This window comes from Shewanella spartinae, from assembly GCF_019457555.1.
GTDB classification, from domain to species: Bacteria; Pseudomonadota; Gammaproteobacteria; order Enterobacterales; family Shewanellaceae; genus Shewanella; species Shewanella loihica.
In genome coordinates, this window is record NZ_CP080418.1 from 1106206 (window position 1) to 1124535 (window position 18330).

Annotated in this window: 14 protein-coding genes; 10 read left to right on the plus strand and 4 right to left on the minus strand. The window is 55.3% G+C overall.

Translation table 11 applies throughout. The features are described from left to right. Positions 1 to 26: 26 nt before the first annotated feature. On the minus strand, positions 27 to 1367 hold the full coding sequence (aptA, locus tag K0I31_RS04905; protein ID WP_220080104.1) for an omega-aminotransferase AptA: 1341 nt from the start codon (positions 1365 to 1367) through the stop codon (positions 27 to 29). A gap of 246 nt (positions 1368 to 1613) precedes the next feature. Here aptA and K0I31_RS04910 point away from each other — a divergent pair, with 246 nt between their 5' ends. Together K0I31_RS04910 and K0I31_RS04915 are read left to right on the plus strand one after the other, a co-directional pair. After that, positions 1614 to 3110 carry an aldehyde dehydrogenase gene (locus tag K0I31_RS04910; RefSeq protein WP_220080105.1) on the plus strand — a complete coding sequence of 499 codons (1497 nt, stop codon included), beginning with the start codon at positions 1614 to 1616 and terminating at the stop codon, positions 3108 to 3110. A gap of 239 nt (positions 3111 to 3349) precedes the next feature. Continuing rightward, positions 3350 to 4198, plus strand: coding sequence for a sulfurtransferase (locus K0I31_RS04915; protein WP_220080778.1), 849 nt, complete (start codon positions 3350 to 3352; stop codon positions 4196 to 4198). Positions 4199 to 4261: 63 nt separating this feature from the next. Here the strand turns inward: K0I31_RS04915 and K0I31_RS04920 are convergent, their stop codons facing one another. Next, positions 4262 to 5566: an NAD(P)/FAD-dependent oxidoreductase gene (locus K0I31_RS04920; RefSeq protein ID WP_220080106.1), complete on the minus strand. Its 1305-nt coding sequence runs from the start codon at positions 5564 to 5566 to the stop codon at positions 4262 to 4264. Positions 5567 to 5749: 183 nt separating this feature from the next. Between K0I31_RS04920 and K0I31_RS04925 the strand changes: the two genes are divergently transcribed. The 8 genes from K0I31_RS04925 to K0I31_RS04960 all read left to right on the plus strand — a co-directional run bounded on the left by K0I31_RS04925 (position 5750) and on the right by K0I31_RS04960 (position 14588). Next, positions 5750 to 6298: a cupin domain-containing protein gene (locus tag K0I31_RS04925; protein ID WP_011864775.1), complete on the plus strand. Its 549-nt coding sequence runs from the start codon at positions 5750 to 5752 to the stop codon at positions 6296 to 6298. A gap of 443 nt (positions 6299 to 6741) precedes the next feature. After that, entirely contained in the window at positions 6742 to 7503 is a 762-nt protein-coding gene (locus K0I31_RS04930) for a gamma-glutamyl-gamma-aminobutyrate hydrolase family protein (RefSeq protein WP_011864776.1), read from the plus strand. 6 nt (positions 7504 to 7509) lie between these two features. Further along, complete coding sequence (locus tag K0I31_RS04935) at positions 7510 to 8859, plus strand: glutamine synthetase family protein (RefSeq protein ID WP_220080107.1); 1350 nt, start codon at positions 7510 to 7512, stop codon at positions 8857 to 8859. Positions 8860 to 9137: 278 nt separating this feature from the next. Next, complete coding sequence (locus K0I31_RS04940; protein WP_220044501.1) at positions 9138 to 10238, plus strand: polyamine ABC transporter substrate-binding protein; 1101 nt, start codon at positions 9138 to 9140, stop codon at positions 10236 to 10238. Between the two features lie 98 nt (positions 10239 to 10336). Beyond that, positions 10337 to 11473, plus strand: a complete 1137-nt coding sequence (gene potA, locus K0I31_RS04945) for a polyamine ABC transporter ATP-binding protein (RefSeq protein WP_011864779.1) — start codon at positions 10337 to 10339, stop codon at positions 11471 to 11473. A 10-nt stretch (positions 11474 to 11483) separates the two neighbouring features. Next, positions 11484 to 12389 carry an ABC transporter permease subunit gene (locus K0I31_RS04950; protein ID WP_011864780.1) on the plus strand — a complete coding sequence of 302 codons (906 nt, stop codon included), beginning with the start codon at positions 11484 to 11486 and terminating at the stop codon, positions 12387 to 12389. Next, the gene (locus K0I31_RS04955; RefSeq protein ID WP_011864781.1) at positions 12386 to 13213 is read left to right on the plus strand and encodes an ABC transporter permease subunit; all 828 of its coding nucleotides are present in this window, start codon (positions 12386 to 12388) and stop codon (positions 13211 to 13213) included. Before K0I31_RS04950 ends, K0I31_RS04955 begins: the two co-directional genes overlap by 4 nt. An 88-nt stretch (positions 13214 to 13301) precedes the next feature. Beyond that, positions 13302 to 14588, plus strand: coding sequence for an NAD(P)/FAD-dependent oxidoreductase (locus K0I31_RS04960; RefSeq protein WP_220080108.1), 1287 nt, complete (start codon positions 13302 to 13304; stop codon positions 14586 to 14588). Between the two features lie 99 nt (positions 14589 to 14687). Here the strand turns inward: K0I31_RS04960 and K0I31_RS04965 are convergent, their stop codons facing one another. Both K0I31_RS04965 and K0I31_RS04970 read right to left on the minus strand, forming a co-directional pair. After that, positions 14688 to 15626 (minus strand): SPFH domain-containing protein, encoded by a 939-nt coding sequence (locus K0I31_RS04965; protein ID WP_144200997.1) that lies wholly within the window; start codon positions 15624 to 15626, stop codon positions 14688 to 14690. A gap of 132 nt (positions 15627 to 15758) precedes the next feature. Continuing rightward, positions 15759 to 18209: an EAL domain-containing protein gene (locus K0I31_RS04970; RefSeq protein WP_220080109.1), complete on the minus strand. Its 2451-nt coding sequence runs from the start codon at positions 18207 to 18209 to the stop codon at positions 15759 to 15761. Positions 18210 to 18330 lie beyond the last annotated feature (121 nt).

Sequence of the window (18330 nt, forward strand, 5' to 3'; positions counted from 1 at the left end):
CTCTAATGTGTCTTGGTTATTCTGGGTTAGCCAACTGTGGTGATGGCATCGCTTAGGGTGTTGACCATCTGGTCTATCTGGGCCTCGTCGACGATCAGTGGCGGCGATAGGGCGATGGTGTCGGCGGTGGCCCTGACCAGGGTGCCGTTCTTGAAACAGGTCTCGAAGATGCCGAAGCCGCGCTTGCCTATGCCTTTATCGCTCGGGTTGAACTGGATACCGGCTACCAGGCCTGTGTTACGAATGTCGATAAGGTTCGGCAGTCCCTTGAGGCTGTGGACCGCTTTTTCGAAGTAGCCTTCCAGCGACTTGGTGCGCTCGAACAACTGCTCCTCCTGATAGATATCTAAGGTAGCGATGGCGGCGGCCGCAGCTACCGGATGGCCCGAATAGGTGTAGCCATGGTAGAGCTCGATGGCGCCCTCTGGGGCATCCATGCTGGCATCATAGATGGCATCGTCGATCAGCACGGCGCCCATGGGGATGGTGCCGTTGTTGAGCGCCTTGGCTGTGGTGATCATATCCGGTGTGACGCCCCAGCGCTGGCTGGCGAAGGCGTCGCCCACACGGCCAAAGCCGGTGATCACCTCATCGAAGATCAATAGGATGCCGTACTTACGGGTGATCTCTCTCAGACGCTTGAGATAGCCCTGAGGCGGTAGTATGACCCCGGCCGAACCCGACATGGGCTCGACGATCACCGCGGCGATATTCTCGGCGCCATGTAGGGCAACGAGCTGCTCCAGTACCTCGGCCTTTTCTGCGCCGGTTTTCGGCAAGCCCTTACAGAAGGCGTTTTGCTGGATATCCAGAGTATGGGGCAGGTGGTCGACCCCCTGCAGTAGCTGCTGGCTGAAGGTACGGCGGTTACCGCCTATGCCACCGACCGAGATACCGCCGAAGCCGACGCCATGGTAGCCAAGTTCACGACCGATGAAACGGGTACGGGTCGCCTCACCACGGGCTCTGTGGTAGTTGAGGGCGATCTTCAGCGCCGTGTCGACCGACTCAGAACCTGAGTTGGTGAAAAATACCTTGTTGATCCCTTTGGGGGCGATGGCGGCGAGACGCTCGGCCAGTTCGAAGGCCAGTGGGTGGCCCATCTGGAACGAGGGTGCGTAGTCCATCTCGTGGATCTGTTTGCTGACCGCTTCGGAGATCGCCTTGCGACCGTGTCCGGCATTACAGCACCAGAGACCGGCAGTGCCGTCGAGTACGGGACGGCCGTTTACATCCTTGTAGTACATCCCCTCTGCCTGTGCGAGGAGGCGGGGACTTTGTTTAAACTGTCTATTGGCGGTAAAGGGCATCCAATAGTGTTCCAGCGTGCCTGTTGCTACCTGGTCAGCTTTATTAAAATCTTCCATATCATCTACCCTGGTTCTGTGTAATTGTTGTTTTAGTGAGTGGTTGATATTCGCTATGCTATGTCAGAAATAATGAACATGAAAGCTTTTTGTTCATTATTTATAGCAAAAAATAACTTTTTGTAAAAAATATTGAAATTGATTGAGGGTTGAGCGTAATCTAGGGCAGGCACAATCGCGCCAGAGAGGGCGTGGACGTGCATTAGCATTGACGCTAGAGCAATTATCACCCGTTAAGAGGTCAGAATGAGTACTCCACAAAATCGCGAACAATGGCAAGAGATGGCGGACAACCTGGTGATTCAGGGCCAGGCATTTATCAATGGCGAATACTGCGCCGCCGATTCGAATGACACCTTCGACTGTATCAGCCCTATCGATGGCAGGGTGCTGACCCAGGTGGCCAGTTGCGATCTGCTGGATGCCAACCGCGCCGTTGCCAATGCCCGCGAGGTGTTTGAGCGCGGCGACTGGTCACAGCTGCCGCCGGTAAAACGCAAGCAGGTGATGATTCGCTTCGCCGATCTGCTAGAGGCGAACAGGGACGAGCTGGCCCTGCTGGAAACCTTGGATATGGGTAAGCCTATCCGTTATTCCGGCGCCGTCGATGTGGCGGGCGCGGCTCGCGCCATACGCTGGTCGGGCGAGGCGGTGGATAAGATTTACGATGAAATTGCCCCAACGGCTCATAACGAGATCGGCATGATCACCCGTGAGCCCGTAGGTGTGGTGGCGGCTATCGTGCCCTGGAACTTCCCACTCTTGATGGCCTGCTGGAAGCTGGGCCCTGCGCTGGCCACAGGTAACAGCGTGGTGTTAAAGCCCTCAGAAAAGTCACCGCTGACCGCCATTCGCATGGCGCAGCTGGCGATAGAGGCGGGGATCCCTAAAGGGGTGCTTAACGTGTTGCCAGGATTTGGCCATACCGTGGGTAAGGCGCTGGCGCTGCACATGGATGTCGACACCCTGGTGTTTACCGGCTCGACCAAGATAGCCAAGCAGCTGATGATCTATGCCGGCGAGTCCAACATGAAGCGTGTCTGGCTGGAGGCCGGGGGCAAGAGCCCGAACATCGTCTTCAACGACGCGCCGAACCTTAAAGAGGCGGCGATTGCCGCGGCCTCGGCCATCGCCTTCAACCAGGGCGAGGTCTGCACCGCGGGCTCGCGTCTGCTGGTGGAGTCGGGGGTGAAGGAAGAACTCATTAACCTTATCGAAGCCGAGATGCAGGCCTGGCAGCCGGGACACCCGCTGGATCCTGCCACCACCTGTGGCGCCGTGGTGGATCAGCAGCAGCTGGAGAATGTGCTGCGCTATATTCGCGCCGGGGTGGCCGAAGGGGCGCAGCTGCGTCAAGGTGGTCAGCAGGTGCTGGCCGAGACAGGCGGTGTCTATGTGGCACCGACCATCTTCGCCAACGTGAAGAATGAGATGACCATCGCCAAGGAGGAGATCTTTGGCCCTGTGCTGTCGGTGATCACCTTCGATGGCATGGAGGAGGCGATTCGTATCGGTAACGATACCATCTATGGGCTGGCGGCCGGTGTCTGGACCTCAGATATCAGCAAGGCCCACAAGACGGCCAAGGCGCTGCGTAGTGGCATGGTGTGGATCAACCACTATGACGGTGGCGACATGACGGCGCCCTTTGGTGGCTATAAGCAGTCGGGTAACGGCCGCGATAAGTCCTTGCATGCCTTCGACAAGTATACCGAGATCAAGGCGACCTGGATCGCGCTCTAGGAAAGCCTTTCAGGGAAAGCCCCTGTCTTAGCGGCAAGCAACCCGCTATACAAAACGCTTTAATCACAGCCCTTTAGCAATAAAGGGCTTTTTTTATGCCAGTTTGTTAGCAGGGTTAAAATAAGTCACTTGTCCTTGGCCCCTCCCATCGTATATTGTCTTTACAGATAAGCGTCATACTATTGATAAGAGGGGTGGGCAGATGCTGATTAGCCCCCACATTGGGAGTCATTATGGAATTGGAATACCCGTTAGTTACCACCGCCTGGCTTGAGGCGAATCTGTTTGAGGGTAATCTGGTGTTGCTCGACGCCAGTATGCAGAGTGTGGTGGGCAAGGAACCCATACTCTATGAAGAGTTTGTCTGTATTCCCCGGTCGCAAAAGTTTGATATCGAACAGGTGTTTTGCGATACCACTTCATCGCAGCTGCACGCCATGCCGACCCCTGAGCAGTTTGAGCAAGGGGCCACGGCGCTTGGCATAGACAGAGACAGCCTGGTGGTGATCTACGATAACCAGGGGATCTACAGCGCGCCGCGCGCCTGGTGGATGTTTAAGCTGATGGGCCATGAGAATGTCTATGTGCTCGATGGTGGCCTGCCCCAGTGGCTCAGCGAGGAGCGCATGACCAGCGAGAGCTATCAGCCCACGGTAATAGATGAAGAGTCTGTGCCCTATGTGGCGGATTTCCAGCCGGGCCTTATCTGTGACGCCAACTATGTGCTCGAATCCCTGGGAGGCGACAGCGTTATCTTGGATGCGCGGGCAGCGGGGCGTTTCGCAGGCGAAGTCAGCGAGCCTCGACCCGGCGTGCGCTGCGGTCATATTCCCGGCTCGGTAAATCTGCCCTTTGGTGAGCTGCTGCGCGAACATAGGATGAAGCGGGTCGAGGACCTGCAGGCCATGTTTGAGCAGCTGGTGGGCGAGCAGGAAGCAGAGCGGATCTTCAGCTGCGGCTCAGGCATTACCGCCTGTATCCTGATCTTAGCCTCTGTGGCCTCGGGACATGACAAGGCGGTGCTCTACGATGGCTCCTGGGCCGACTGGGGCAGCAATGCCGATTTGCCTATTGAGCAAGGGGCGTAGTCGTTACTAACAGAAAAGGTGCCTAGGGCACCTTTTTTTATGCTGACTATTTTAGGCTTTAGGCTAAAACAGGTCTTTCAGCCTGTGATACAGCATGCCCGCCGCCAACATGGGGGAGCGAAATCTCGGCCCGCCGGGGAAGGTCATGTGTTGTACCCTGTCGAAGATATCGAACCTTTCGGCCTGAGCCGTCAGGGCTTCGCCGATGAGCCTGGCGGCCATATGGGTGGCATTGACGCCGTGGCCGGCATAGGCCTGGGCGTAGAGGATGTTGGGGCAGTCTGGCAGCCGGCCAATCTGTGGCAGGCGGTTGGCGCCTATGCCTATCATGCCGCCCCATTCATATTCTATCTTCACCCCCTTGAGCTGGGGGAACACCTTCTCCAAGTTGGGGCGCAGCGCCGCGTCGATATCCTTGGGATCTTTACCCGAATAGGTGCACAGGCCGCCAAACAGCAGGCGATTGTCTTGGGAGAGGTGGAAATAGTCGAGATCGATACGCATGTCGGCGAAGGCCATGTTTTGCGGGATAATCTCATCGCACATCTCCTGGGACAGTGGCTCGGTGGCCAGCAGATAACTGCCGGCGGGCAGCACCTTACCGCCTATGTAGTCGTTGAGTTCATGGCCGATATAGGCGTTACCGGCGAGTACCAGGTAGCGACAGTCGACACGGCCATGCTCCGTATGTACGCAAGGGCGCTCGCCCTTGACGATTTTGGTGGCGGCGCTGTATTCGAACATCTTGACCCCCAGGCTGCGAGCCACCTTGGCCTCGCCCAGTGCCAGATTGAGGGGATGCAGATGGCCGCTGTTCATGTCGACCAGGGCGCCGCAGTAGAGATCTGAGCCGATCACCTCGCCAAGCTGGTGCTTCTCCAGCAGCTTAAAGCCCTCGCGTCCCTGATGGAGCATCTCCTGATAGTCGGCGGCGAGCTCCTTCATGTGTCTGGGCTTGGTGGCCAGGTCGCAGTAGCCCATCTGCAGGTTACAGTCGATATTATGTTTGGCGACGCGGTTACGCACTATCTCAACCGCCTCGAAGCCCATCTGCTCGATGGCCGCGACGCCTTCGGAGCCTATCTCGTTGCGAAACTGTTCGACATTATGGCCTATGCCGCGGATCAGCTCGCCGCCGTTACGGCCCGACGCCCCCCAGCCGATCCGTTTCGCCTCCAGCAATACCACCTCGAAGCCTCTCTCGGCCAACTCGATGGCGGTATTGATGCCGCTGAAACCTCCGCCGACGATGCAGATATCGGCGCTGATCCGCTCGGTGAGTTGCGGCAGGGCTTCCAGGGCATTGGCGGTGGCATGATAGAAAGAGTCGGGATATTGGTCACTGTGGACAGGGCGCTTGGTGGTCATTTGGGCTCCGAGTGAGGGTTTTATTCTTGTTATTCGACTAAATTGGCCAGAGTAAGTATACTTTTGACCCTTGAGTTGGTTATAATTCACACCTGTTGATTATATTTAACATGCTTTTTAGTTTGATACAAACTAGTATGGAAAATTGTTTCTTCCTGAGTCTTGTTGGATAGGAGATGTTTTTTGGATATAGGCGCAAATCTCAAAGCTGTTCGTAAAATGAAAGGGTTATCGCAACGCGAGTTGGCCAAGCGTGCCGGCGTGACCAACAGCACCATCTCCATGATCGAGAAGAACAGCGTCAGTCCTTCGGTGAGTTCCCTGAAGAAAGTCTTGTCGGGTTTGCCTATGTCTCTGGTGGATTTCTTCTCTATCGAGGAGAGCATGCCTACCGAGCAGAAGGTGGTCTACCGCTCCGGCGAGCTGCTGGATATCGGCGATGGTAACCTGGACTACAAGTTGATCGGCAGAGATTACCCCAACCGCGCCATGTCTGTGATGAATGAGGTCTATCCACCTGGGTCGGATACCGGTGAAGAGATGCTGCAGCACGAGGGGGAAGAGGCGGCCATGGTGATCGAGGGTCAGCTGGAGATCACCATAGGCGATGAGGTCTATGTGCTCAGCGAGGGCGACAGTTACTACTTCAACAGCGAGCTGCCCCACAGATTCCGTAACCCCTTCGACAAGCCGTGTCGTATCGTCAGCGCCACCACGCCGGCAAACTTCTAACTAAGCTTTCCTGTTAGGCTGGGCATCGCCCGGCCTCTGCAAACCCCTTCCGCTTTACTGAAACTCCAGTGACACTGCCTGCGCCGCAGCATGTGCGCCTTTTCCTATGGCCGCGAGGCTGAGTCGCCTCCTGTCCCATTTTGTAAATAATTTTGTCCATTAAGGCCGCCGAGCCAAAATCTCAAGCGGACTTTTCTGTGGGAGCTGGTTCACAAAAGCCGTGACCTGATTTTCGCCTATTTTTGGCTTTACATTAATTTTAATTGCCTTTTAATGTTGTTTTAATTGGCTTTTATTCTAATTGTTATTCTATTGTATATTTTGTTTTCAGCGGCCTATTGCCTCGTTCATTATTTCAGTGTAGTGTGTGAAAAAATGAACATTGATTGAAGTCTGTTCATTGCTATAACTATAAGAAGACGCAACAAAGCTAAAGGTGAACTATGTCCGATGAAGGACTTGCTGTTATCGGTGTCACGGCCTGTAATCAACAGATAGGCCTGCACCCATTCAATATCGTTGGCGAGAAATACCTGCTGGGTATTGCCGATGCCACCCAAGGCTGGCCTTTGGTGATCCCCGCGCTTGGCCATTGTCCGGCCGAGACGATATTGCCCAGACTCGATGGCCTGCTGTTCACCGGTTCGCCCTCCAATATCGAGCCCCACCACTACGACGGTGTGGCGAGTGACCCAGATACCCTACACGATCCCAAGCGCGACGCGACCAATCTGCCACTGCTAAAGGCGGCGATTGACGCCGGCGTGCCTGTGCTGGCCATCTGCCGGGGATTTCAGGAGATGAATGTGGTGTATGGTGGCAGCCTGCATCAGAAATTGCATGAAGTTGGCGACTATATTGAACACAGAGAAGACAAGACGGCTGACGTCGAGGTGCAATACGGCCTGTCTCATCCGTTGAAGATAGAACCGGGGGGATTGCTCCACGAGGCTTGGGGCCGCAATTTGGCAGAGGTGAACTCTGTGCACACTCAAGGTGTTGACCGTTTGGGTGTTGGATTGCGGCCAGAAGCCTATGCCCCCGATGGATTAATCGAGGCGTTTTCGGTCAAAGATGCGAAAAATTTTGCGCTGGGGGTGCAGTTCCACCCCGAATGGAAGGTGTTAGAGAACCCTTTCTACCGCTCGATTTTTAGCGCCTTTAGTCAAGCCTGCCAAGCCAGAGCAGCTCAACGCAAGAGATAGTGAAGCATGAAGAAGTTAATCGATTATTTGAAAGCCAATAAGATCACTGAGGTCGAGTGTGTCATCAGCGATATGACGGGTATCGCCCGCGGCAAGATAGCACCGGTCGATAAGTTTATCGACGAGAAGGGGATGCGTATGCCCGAGAGTGTGCTGCTGCAGACGGTGACCGGCGACTATGTGGATGACGACCTGTACGACAGCCTGCTGGACAAGGCGGATATCGACTTCGTCTGTGTGCCCGATGAAAATGCGGTGTTCATGTTGCCCTGGACGGTCGAGGCCACCGCTCAGGTGATCCACGACACCTTCGATAAGATGGGTAACCCCATAGAGTTGTCGCCCCGTAACCTGCTCAAGAAGGTGCTCAAACTCTATGAAGATAAGGGCTGGAAGCCGGTGATCGCCCCCGAGATGGAGTTCTATCTGACCCACAGAAACTCAGATCCCGATATGCCATTGATTCCACCTGTTGGCCGTAGTGGTCGCAAGGAGTCGGGCCGTCAGTCGTTCTCTATCGACGCCGCCAACGAGTATGACCCGCTGTTCGAAGATATGTATGACTGGTGCGAGGCCCAGGGACTGGATATCGATACCCTGATCCACGAAGAGGGCACGGCCCAGATGGAGATCAACTTCAGCCATGGCGACGCCCTGTCGCTGGCGGATCAGGTGTTTGTGTTTAAGCGTACCCTGCGTGAGGCGGCGCTCAAGCATGACGTTTGCGCCACCTTTATGGCCAAGCCAGTCACCGACGAGCCGGGCAGCGCCATGCATATTCACCAGAGTGTGGTGGATATCAAGACAGGCAAGAACATCTTTACCAATGAGGACGGCACGAAAAGTGCTAAGTTCCTGTGCTACATAGGCGGCCTGCAGAAGTATATTCCCGAGTTGTTACCGCTGATGGCCCCGAACGTCAACTCCTTCAGACGATTCCTGCCGGGCACCTCTGCGCCGGTTAACCTGGAGTGGGGCGATGAGAACCGCACCTGTGGTCTGCGGATCCCCGAGTCGTCACCTCAGAACCGTCGTATCGAGAACCGTATCGCAGGTGCCGATGCCAACAGCTACCTGGCCATCGCCGCTACTCTGTTGTGTGGTTACATGGGCATGGTGGAAGATGTGAAACCATCGACGCCGGTACAGGGACGCGCTAACGAGAATCGTCAGGGGATCAGCCTGCCGCTGACGCTGGAAGAGGCGCTGGCGGTGATGTCGGAAAGTTCGGCGGTCAGGGAATATCTGGGTGACACCTTCACCTCAGGTTATATCGCGGTGAAGCAGGCGGATCTGGAAAACTTCCGCCGGGTGATCAGCTCATGGGAACGTGAGTTCCTGCTGCTGACCGTTTAGCCTTTTTGCACCAGATTGGGGCAGGGCCGGCGACAAAATGAAGCAAGATTGCCGGGGGGATTAACCCCCTGGTGGAGTCATGGGTAACTAACCGGTGTAATTAGATATAAATTCATATTGATGGTGAAATTATTCGATTTTACACTAGCGATGAATGTTAAACAGGTTCGATGCAGTTGTAAGCTGTAGCATTGGCAATAATAACAATGAAAGCCGTCACAAGCGGCAATGCAATGGCAGTAATCATCAGACTACTGGCAAGCTAACAAGGAGATAGCATGAAGCTTTTAAAGAAAATGACAACACTCGCTCTGGTCACCGCCGGGGTATTTGCAAGCTCTGTCGCCAGTGCTGAAGAGGTGGTTAGGGTCTATAACTGGTCTGATTATATCGCCGAAGACACCTTGGCTAATTTCGAGAAAGAAACAGGCATCAAGGTTATATACGATGTGTTCGATAGCAACGAAGTGGTCGAGGCCAAGTTGCTATCGGGTCGTTCAGGCTATGATATCGTGGTGCCGTCAAACAACTTCCTGGCTAAGCAGATCAAGGCGGGCGCCTTCCAGAAGTTGGATCAGTCACAGCTGACCAACCACAAGAACCTTAATCCAGAGCTGATGAAGCAGCTGGAAACTGCCGATCCACGTAACGAGCACGCCGTGCCGTATCTGTGGGGCACCACAGGTATCGGATACAACGAGGCCAAGGTGAAGCAGGTTCTGGGTGAAGACGCGCCAGTCGATTCTTTGGAGCTGATCTTCAATCCTAAGTATGCCGAGAAAATTGCTAAGTGTGGCTTCTCGCTGCTCGATAGCGCCGACGAGATGCTGCCGATGGCAATGATCTACCTGGGGCTGGATCCTAACAGCACTAAGAGTGAAGACTATGCCAAGGCAGGCGAGGTGATGGCGAAGATCCGTCCCTTCGTGACCTATTTCCACTCATCACGTTACATTACCGATCTGGCCAACGGCGACATCTGTGTGGCATTCGGTTACTCGGGCGACGTCTTCCAGGCCGCCGCGCGCGCCGAAGAGGCTGAGAACGGTAATGTGATCGGCTATGCCATCCCGAAAGAGGGTTCTAACCTTTGGTTCGATATGTTGGCGATCCCTGCCGATGCCAAGAACGTGAAGAACGCTCACACCTTTATCAACTACCTGCTGCGCCCAGAGGTGATTGCCCCTATCACCAACTATGTGGCGTATGCTAACCCTAACGTGCCGGCCCAGGAGCTGGTGGATGAAGAGATCCGTAACGACGCGGCTATCTATCCGACCCCTGAAGTGCTGTCACGTCTCTATGTGGCCGATGTACGTCCGATGAAGGCCCAGCGCGCCATGACTCGCGTATGGACCAAAGTCAAATCTGGCATGTAATGCCTACACTTGAGGGCAAGTTCGCTTGCCCTCCATTTCTTAGATCATCTTAACTATTGCAGTAGGTGCCTTAGCGGTGCTTTTTGTGGAGAAGTATTATGGCTAGCAATTCGGGCGTCACCAACAAACCGACAACAAAGACGCAAGGAGAGGTGTTGCTGAAGATAGAGAGAGTCAGCAAGCTATTTGACGATGTTCGTGCAGTGGACGACGTCTCGCTAAATATTAATCGTGGGGAAATTTTTGCACTGCTTGGCGGCTCAGGTTCGGGGAAATCGACGCTGCTTCGCATGTTGGCCGGCTTTGAGAAGCCGACCGAGGGACGCATATATCTCGATGGGCAAGACATCACCGACATGCCGCCCTATGAGCGTCCTATTAATATGATGTTCCAATCTTACGCCCTGTTCCCACACATGACGGTGGCGCAGAATATCGCCTTCGGCCTCAAGCAGGACAAGATGCCCAAGGCCGAGATTGAGCAGCGGGTGAAGGAGATGCTCAAGCTGGTTCACATGGAGCCTTATGCCAAGCGTAAGCCGAACCAACTCTCAGGCGGTCAGCGCCAACGTGTGGCCCTGGCCCGTTCACTGGCCAAGCGTCCAAAGCTTTTGCTACTGGACGAGCCCATGGGGGCGCTGGATAAGAAACTCCGTACTCAGATGCAGCTCGAGGTGGTGGACATTCTCGAGGCGGTTGGGGTGACCTGTGTGATGGTAACCCATGACCAGGAAGAGGCCATGACCATGGCCGAGCGTATCGCCATCATGAACGATGGCTGGATCGCCCAAACCGGTTCGCCAATGGATATCTACGAGAGCCCGGCTAACCGTATGGTGGCCGAGTTTATCGGCAGCGTTAACCTGTTCGAGGGCGATATTGTCGAGGATGAGGTGGATCACGTGGTGATCAATGTGGCCAACATTCCTCAGCCCTTCTACGTGGGTTACGGGGTGTCGACCAGTGTGGATACTACCCAGGTGTGGGTGGCGATTCGTCCCGAGAAGACCCATATCAGCCGCGAGCAGCCAGAGGATGCGCGTAACTGGTGCGCCGGTAAGGTGGAAGATATCGCCTACCTGGGGGGCATCTCGGTTTACTACATACGCCTGTGTAATGGACAGCTCATTCAGTCTGTGATGACCAACAGTGACCGCCGCGCCGACTCGCCCACCTGGGAAGAGGATGTCTTCGTCAGTTGGGAAGCGACCAGTGCCGTTGTACTGAGATCTTAACGGGGGCGTTATGAAGAAGTCATTGAAGTTTCGTTTGCCTAAGGGGCAGTGCTGGACGATAGGCGTGCCCTATTTCTGGCTGCTGATGTTCTTTGCCTTGCCGTTTGCCATCGTATTGAAGATCAGTCTGTCGACCCCGGCCGTGGCGATTCCGCCCTATGAGGCGCTGTATCAGTATGCCGACGAGTCGCTGCAGATCATGCTCAATCTGGGCAACTATATTCTGATCTTCGAAGATCATCTCTATATCAATGCCTATCTGGGCTCGCTCAAGATGGCCTGTGTTACCACCATCGGCTGTCTGCTTATCGGTTACCCCATGGCCTATGCCATTGCCAGGGCGCCTAAGCAGCATCAGACAGTGCTGATCCTCTTGGTGATGTTGCCATCCTGGACCTCGTTCCTTATCCGGGTATATGCCTGGATGGGCATCTTGAGTAACAACGGGGTGATCAATAACCTGCTGATGTGGCTGGGGGTGATCTCAGAGCCGATTCAGATGCTTAACACTAATTTCGCCGTCTATATCGGTATCATCTACACCTATCTGCCCTTTATGATCTTGCCGCTGTACGCCAACCTGTCACAGCTCGATGGCAGCCTGCTCGAGGCCGCGGCGGATTTGGGGTCACGTAGCCTCAATACCTTCTGGAAGGTGACGCTGCCGCTGTCGAAAGGCGGCGTGATTGCCGGGTCTATGCTGGTGTTTATTCCTGTGGTCGGGGAGTTTGTGATCCCTGAACTATTGGGCGGTCCTGATTCGCTCATGATAGGTAAGGTGCTATGGCAGGAGTTCTTCAACAACCGTGATTGGCCGGTCGCTTCGTCGCTCGCCATCGTGATGTTGGCACTTCTGATCATCCCTATCACCCTATTCCATCGTTATCAGTCCAGAAGTATGGAGAAGACGATATGAGCAACAGACTAAGAAAATTGAGTTTCTCCACCCTGATGCTCTGGGGCGGGATGTTTTTCCTCTACGCGCCCATGTTCATCCTGGTGTTCTACTCGTTCAACGAGTCTAAGCTGGTGACGGTTTGGGGTGGCTTCTCGGCCAAGTGGTATGGCGAGCTGTTCCGCGACGACCAGATCCTCGATGCGGTGGCGACCAGCTTAAAGGTGGCGTTCTTCGCCTCCACCATGGCGGTAATTCTCGGCACTATGGCGGCCTTCGTGATGACACGCTTCGCTCGCTCCTGGGGCAAGATGACATTGTCGAACATGATCACCGCGCCCCTGGTTATGCCAGAGGTGATTACGGGTCTCTCGCTGTTGCTGCTATTCGTGCATATGGCGGATCTACTGGGCTGGCCCGCCGAGCGTGGCATGTTGACCGTGTGGATCGCCCACTCGACCTTCTGCGCGGCCTATGTGGCCGTGGTGGTCTCATCCAGGTTGCGTGAGCTGGATATGTCTATCGAGGAGGCGGCTCAGGATCTGGGCGCGACGCCGCTCAAGACCTTCTTCCACATCACAGTGCCTATGATCTCGCCGGCGCTGATCGCGGGTTGGCTGCTCTCCTTTAGCCTGTCGCTGGATGACCTGGTGATTGCCAGCTTCGCCTCGGGACCGGGGGCGACGACCCTGCCTATGGTGGTCTTCTCCTCGGTGCGCATGGGGGTCTCGCCTAAGATCAACGCCTTAGCGACATTGATCATACTGATTGTCTCGCTAATCGCCTTCATCTCCTGGTATCTGGCCCGCCGCGCCGACAAACGCAGCCGTATGGTCAGCGACTAGGCTCGCAGCGTTAGCTCAAGACGACAGGCGGCTGCGCCGCGGCGCCTGTCAACCCAAGCCATTATTATAACGATTCAGGGTGAATGATATGACCTGTACACCTCATGCAAATTCCTATTATGCGGCGTCAGCCAACACCAAGGCGCTGCGCGACAAGTTAAGCGATAACATAGAGACCGACGTCTGTATCATAGGCGCCGGCTATACCGGCCTCTCTTCGGCGATCCATCTGCTGGAGGCGGGCTTTAAGGTGACGGTACTAGAAGCCGCCAGGGTTGGCTTTGGCGCCTCAGGGCGTAACGGCGGTCAGATAGTCAACAGTTTCAGCCGGGATATCGACACCATAGAAAAGGTTGTGGGCACAGAGCAGGCCAAGTTGTTTGGTCAGATGGCCTTCGAAGGTGGCCGCATCCTCAAGGGGATGGTGGCTAAATACAACATCCAGTGCGATCTGAAAGATGGCGGCGTGTTTGCGGCGCTAAACAAGAAACAGATGGGCCATCTCGAGGCGCAAAAAGCGCTGTGGGAGAAGCATGGTCATCTGGGGCACCTAGAGCTGTTGGATGAGCAGGGCATTCGCGACGTGGTGGATACCGAGCGTTATGTCGGTGGTTTGCTTGATAAGAGCGGCGGTCATATTCATCCGCTTAACCTGGCGCTGGGTGAGGCCGATGCGGTGGAATCCTTGGGTGGACAGATCTTCGAAGATTCGGCCGTTGTTCGTGTCGATCAGGGCGAGAATCCTGTGGTGCATACTCAGGAAGGCTCGGTGAAGTGTAAGTTTGTCATCGTCGCCGGTAACGCCTACCTCAAGGGACTGCTGCCTGAGCTGCAGGCCAAGTCTATGCCCTGTGGTACTCAGGTGATCACCACAGAGCCGCTTGGTGAGGAGCTGGCGCACTCGCTGCTGCCCCAGGACTACTGCGTCGAAGATTGTAACTATCTGCTGGATTACTTCAGGCTCTCGGGCGACAAGCGTCTCATCTATGGCGGCGGCGTGGTCTATGGCGCGCGGGATCCTGCCAACATTGAGGCGATAATCCGTCCCAAGATGCTGGCGACCTTCCCGCAGCTTAAGGATGTGAAGATAGACTTTACCTGGACGGGTAACTTTTTGCTGACCCTGTCGCGCCTGCCGCAGGTTGGCCGTATCGGCGGGAACATCTATTACTCTCAGGGCTGTAGCGGCCATGGGGTGACTTATACCCATTTGGCGGGGCAGATACTGGCCGAGACCATCAATGGCCAGGCGAAACGCTTCGACGCCTTCGCCCAGTTGCCCCATTACCCCTTCCCGGGCGGTCACCTGCTGCAGGTGCCGTTCTCGGCTATCGGCGCCTGGTACTACACGATGCGCGACAAGCTGGGCGTCTAGCCAAGTTATAGCCATTAAAAAGCCCGCTCGATGCGGGCTTTTTTGTGTAGGTTCATGCTTGCTTGAAAGAGCAATCAGAGTGCCGATGACTGTTTCTAGTTACTGCTTCTTGCTGGTCATGTTCCACAGCACGCTCTGGTCGCTGCCCATTATGGTGGTAGGCATCTGGCCGTTCCACTGCTGGGCGCGTACATAATCCACCAGAGTCTGAGACTCTCTCAGCGCCTCGGCCTTCTTCTTGATAGCCTCTGCTTCGGCGATACCCTTGAGGCGAATCGCTTCGGCTTCGGCAATTGCCTCGGTCTGAATGGCGTAAGCCTTACCGTCGGCGGTGGCCTTGGCGGCGTCACGCTTGGCGTTCGCCGTGTTCACCTCACGCTGGGCCTCCAGGTTCTGCCGCTCCAGACGGTGTTTCTCGGCGGCTGCGAGGTTTTTCTCTGTCTGTTTGGTCTCGATCGACTGGATATATTTCTGAGGTAGGCCAAGGTTTTCCAGCTGGGCCGAGTCCAGCTTGACCGGGTACTCTTTCATCTCTTCGACAAGAAAATCTTCTATCTGGGCGATCACTCGGCTGCGGTTTTGGATGATCTCCTCGGCCTTGTAACGCGCCAGGGCATCCTTAGCGGCGGATCTCAGCTTAGGGTCCAGGATGCGCGACTCGAACTGACTCAGGCCGCCATAGCTCTTAAACAGGTCGAAGGCCTGGTCGCGATTGACCGTCCAGTTGATGGACACCTCGGCGGTGACCGGCATCTGTTCGTGGGTCGAGGCGTTGAGCTTTTCGACATTCTTGCGGGTACGTATCTCTAAGACCTCGACCTTGTCGACGAAGGGGATCTTCACGTGTAGGCCGGGATTGACCTGTTCTGTGGCCTGGCCGAAACGCTTGATGATGCCCACATGGCCCTCATCGACCGTGTACATGGTCTGGCTGAACAGGACGAGGGCGAAAAGCAGGCCGGCGATTAACACCAGGGCGCCTTTGCCTTTGGTCTTTATCGTCGATAGGTTGGCGATATCCTTAGGTAGTGTGGTCATTATCTCTCCTTGTGACTGTGTCTCTTGGCGGCAATCTTGGGTTGGCGATAGGTGTTACGCCTAGGTTGCGCCAGAGTTAAGGTGCTGAGGATATTACGTTATTTACCCTTTGAGTCAAGGGAGAGGAGGGCGTTAGTGACTGAGGAGCTGGTCGAACTCTTTGAGGGGGAGCGGCTTGCTGAACATATAGCCCTGGCCCTGTTCGCATTCCAGCGCCACCAGTTTTTGCAGCTGCTCGGCATCTTCTATGCCTTCGGCGATAAGCTTGAGCTTGAGGGACTTGGCCAGATGGATCACCGCCTTGACGATATCCAGGCTCTGCTCATCCCCCAGCATATCCTTGACGAAGGATTGATCTATCTTGAGGGTGTTGACCGGGAAGAACTTGAGATAGCTGAGGCTGGAGTAACCTGTGCCGAAGTCGTCGATGGCGATGCTTAGCCCCAGGGAGGAGAGGGTATTGAGCACGTTTAATGCCTCGTCGAAATCATACATGAGGGAACTCTCTGTCACCTCGAGCTCGAGGAAGCTGCTATCGAGCCCGGTGAGCTCCAGCACCTTGGCCACCGAGTCGCAAAACTCGGGATTGGTGAACTGTTTGGCGGCGATGTTGACGGCTATCTGCAGCGGCCGACCTCTTTTCTGCCAGGCCTTAGCCGCCATACAGCTCTGTTTGAGGATGATCTCACCCAACTGATGGATGAGGCCTGTCTCCTCGGCAAGGGGGATAAAGTCCAGCGGCGAGATCAGCTTGCCGCTAGGGTCGTGTAATCGGGCTAGTGCCTCCGCGCCTATGATCTCTTTGGTCTTGAGATCGACCTTAGGTTGGTAGTAGACCTCAATTGCTTCCGTGTCGATGGCGGTGCGCAGCAGGGTGACCAGCTCGTGGCGCTTCGTCAGTTCCTGCTCGAGATCCTCGGAGAAGTAACAGAAGCGGTTGCGCCCCAGATCCTTGGCGCGGTACATGGCAGCGTCCACATGGGTCATCAGCTCCTCGGCCCTGAGGGCGTCCGAGGGGTAGATGCTGATCCCGACGCTGACCGACAGGGTATATTCCTGGCCGTCGATACGAAACGGCGTGTTGAGGCTGCGGACGATATCTGTGGCGATAGAGTCCACCTGGCTGGTGGCGGTGAGCGAAGGCAGCAGCAGGACAAACTCGTCGCCGCCGATGCGCCCCAGGGTGGCGTTGGGGTCGATGAGGGACTGCAGTCGTTTCGCCACCTGCTTGATCACCTGATCCCCATAGCTGTGGCCCAGGGAGTCGTTGAGGTATTTGAAGTGATCTATGTCGATCAGCATCAGGGCGACGCTCTTGTCATAGGAGTCGGCCACGGCGCAGGCGTGGTTGATTCTGTCATGCAGCAAGATGCGATTAGGCAGGTCGGTCAGCTGATCATGGTTGGCCAGGTGGCTCATCTTCAGCGACATGGCCACAGACTCACTGCAGTCGTGAAAGACTATGATGCCGCCTGTGACCTTGCCTTCACTGTCTGTGATGGGGGCGGCGGAGTCTTCAATCTGGAAGATGGTGCCATCCAAGCTGTTGAGCTGACAGTTGAGGGCCATGGCGACGTTGCGTTTCTCCTTGATGGCGATGGTGACCGGATTGGGGCTGCGGTATTTGGTCTTGGCATCGCACAGATCCATCACCTGTTCGATATGCAGGCCGATGGCGTCGCGACACACCCAGCCGGTGAGGCGTTCTGCGATGGGATTCATGAAGGTGATCATCGCCTCGCTATTGGTGGCGATGACGGCGTCGCCGATGGCGTTGAGCATGATCTTCAGGCGCCGATTCTCGGTATCCAGTTGGCTCTTGGCCCGCTTGATGGAGGTGATATCCGTCAGGGTCAGCAGCATGCCTGCCACGTGTCCATCTTGTTTCCTGATGGTGAGATGGGCCTGGGCATAATCTATCTTGCCCGGGGTATCTTCCAGGGCAACCTCGAACTGATGCTTAGGTTTGTTGCTTGCGATGCGGGCCAGTATCTCCTCATACAGGGCCTTAGGGAGCAGGCTAGAGGCGGGCTTACCCAGTGCATCTTGGGGGATAGTGCCGAACCATCTGCCGTTATAGTCGTTATGAAAGCGGTTGAGCAGATCCTTGGACCAATAGGAGATGTAAGAGGGGATCTGATTGACCAGGGCCTGCATATCCTGGCGCGCCTCTATGATGGTCTGCTCCTGACGTTTGAGCAGCAGATGATTCTTGACCCGCAGGCGACAGGTGGCGAGATCGATAGGCTTGTGGATGAAGTCTATGCCGCCCGAACTGAGGGATTTATATTCGAAGCTGCTCTCGCTGTGGGCGGTCACGAAGATCACCGCGCTGTTGCAGGTCTTGGGGTTATTCTTCAGGCGCTTACACATCTCGAAGCCATTCATCTGTGGCATCTCGATATCCAGCAATATGATGGCGGGTTGATGTTGCTCGGCCTTATCCAGCGCGTCCTGACCACCCGTACTACAGATGATCTCGGCCAGATCTGTGAGGGATTGCTCCAGCAGATGTAGGTTGGCGCTCTCATCGTCGACAACTAATATTTTTTGTCGAGTCTCTACATCGTTGCCGAAAAGCATAGAAGAATTCCTTTTCAAATCTGCCGCCTATATTCATCTTAGCCGACTATAATCAGTTTGCTTAAGGTTTTTGACGCTTAATAAAGAAAACCAGATTAAATACTACTTTTTAGCTAGTTAA

Coding starts and splice junctions, on each gene's coding strand:
- K0I31_RS04950 (WP_011864780.1), top strand. CDS start 11,484: ATGAAGAAGTCATTGAAGTTTCGTTTGCCTAAGGGGCAGTGCTGGACG.
- K0I31_RS04940 (WP_220044501.1), top strand. CDS start 9,138: ATGAAGCTTTTAAAGAAAATGACAACACTCGCTCTGGTCACCGCCGGG.
- K0I31_RS04955 (WP_011864781.1), top strand. CDS start 12,386: ATGAGCAACAGACTAAGAAAATTGAGTTTCTCCACCCTGATGCTCTGG.
- K0I31_RS04965 (WP_144200997.1), bottom strand. CDS start 15,626: ATGACCACACTACCTAAGGATATCGCCAACCTATCGACGATAAAGACC.
- K0I31_RS04960 (WP_220080108.1), top strand. CDS start 13,302: ATGACCTGTACACCTCATGCAAATTCCTATTATGCGGCGTCAGCCAAC.
- K0I31_RS04935 (WP_220080107.1), top strand. CDS start 7,510: ATGAAGAAGTTAATCGATTATTTGAAAGCCAATAAGATCACTGAGGTC.
- K0I31_RS04970 (WP_220080109.1), bottom strand. CDS start 18,209: ATGCTTTTCGGCAACGATGTAGAGACTCGACAAAAAATATTAGTTGTC.
- K0I31_RS04920 (WP_220080106.1), bottom strand. CDS start 5,566: ATGACCACCAAGCGCCCTGTCCACAGTGACCAATATCCCGACTCTTTC.
- potA (WP_011864779.1), top strand. CDS start 10,337: ATGGCTAGCAATTCGGGCGTCACCAACAAACCGACAACAAAGACGCAA.
- K0I31_RS04910 (WP_220080105.1), top strand. CDS start 1,614: ATGAGTACTCCACAAAATCGCGAACAATGGCAAGAGATGGCGGACAAC.
- K0I31_RS04930 (WP_011864776.1), top strand. CDS start 6,742: ATGTCCGATGAAGGACTTGCTGTTATCGGTGTCACGGCCTGTAATCAA.
- aptA (WP_220080104.1), bottom strand. CDS start 1,367: ATGGAAGATTTTAATAAAGCTGACCAGGTAGCAACAGGCACGCTGGAA.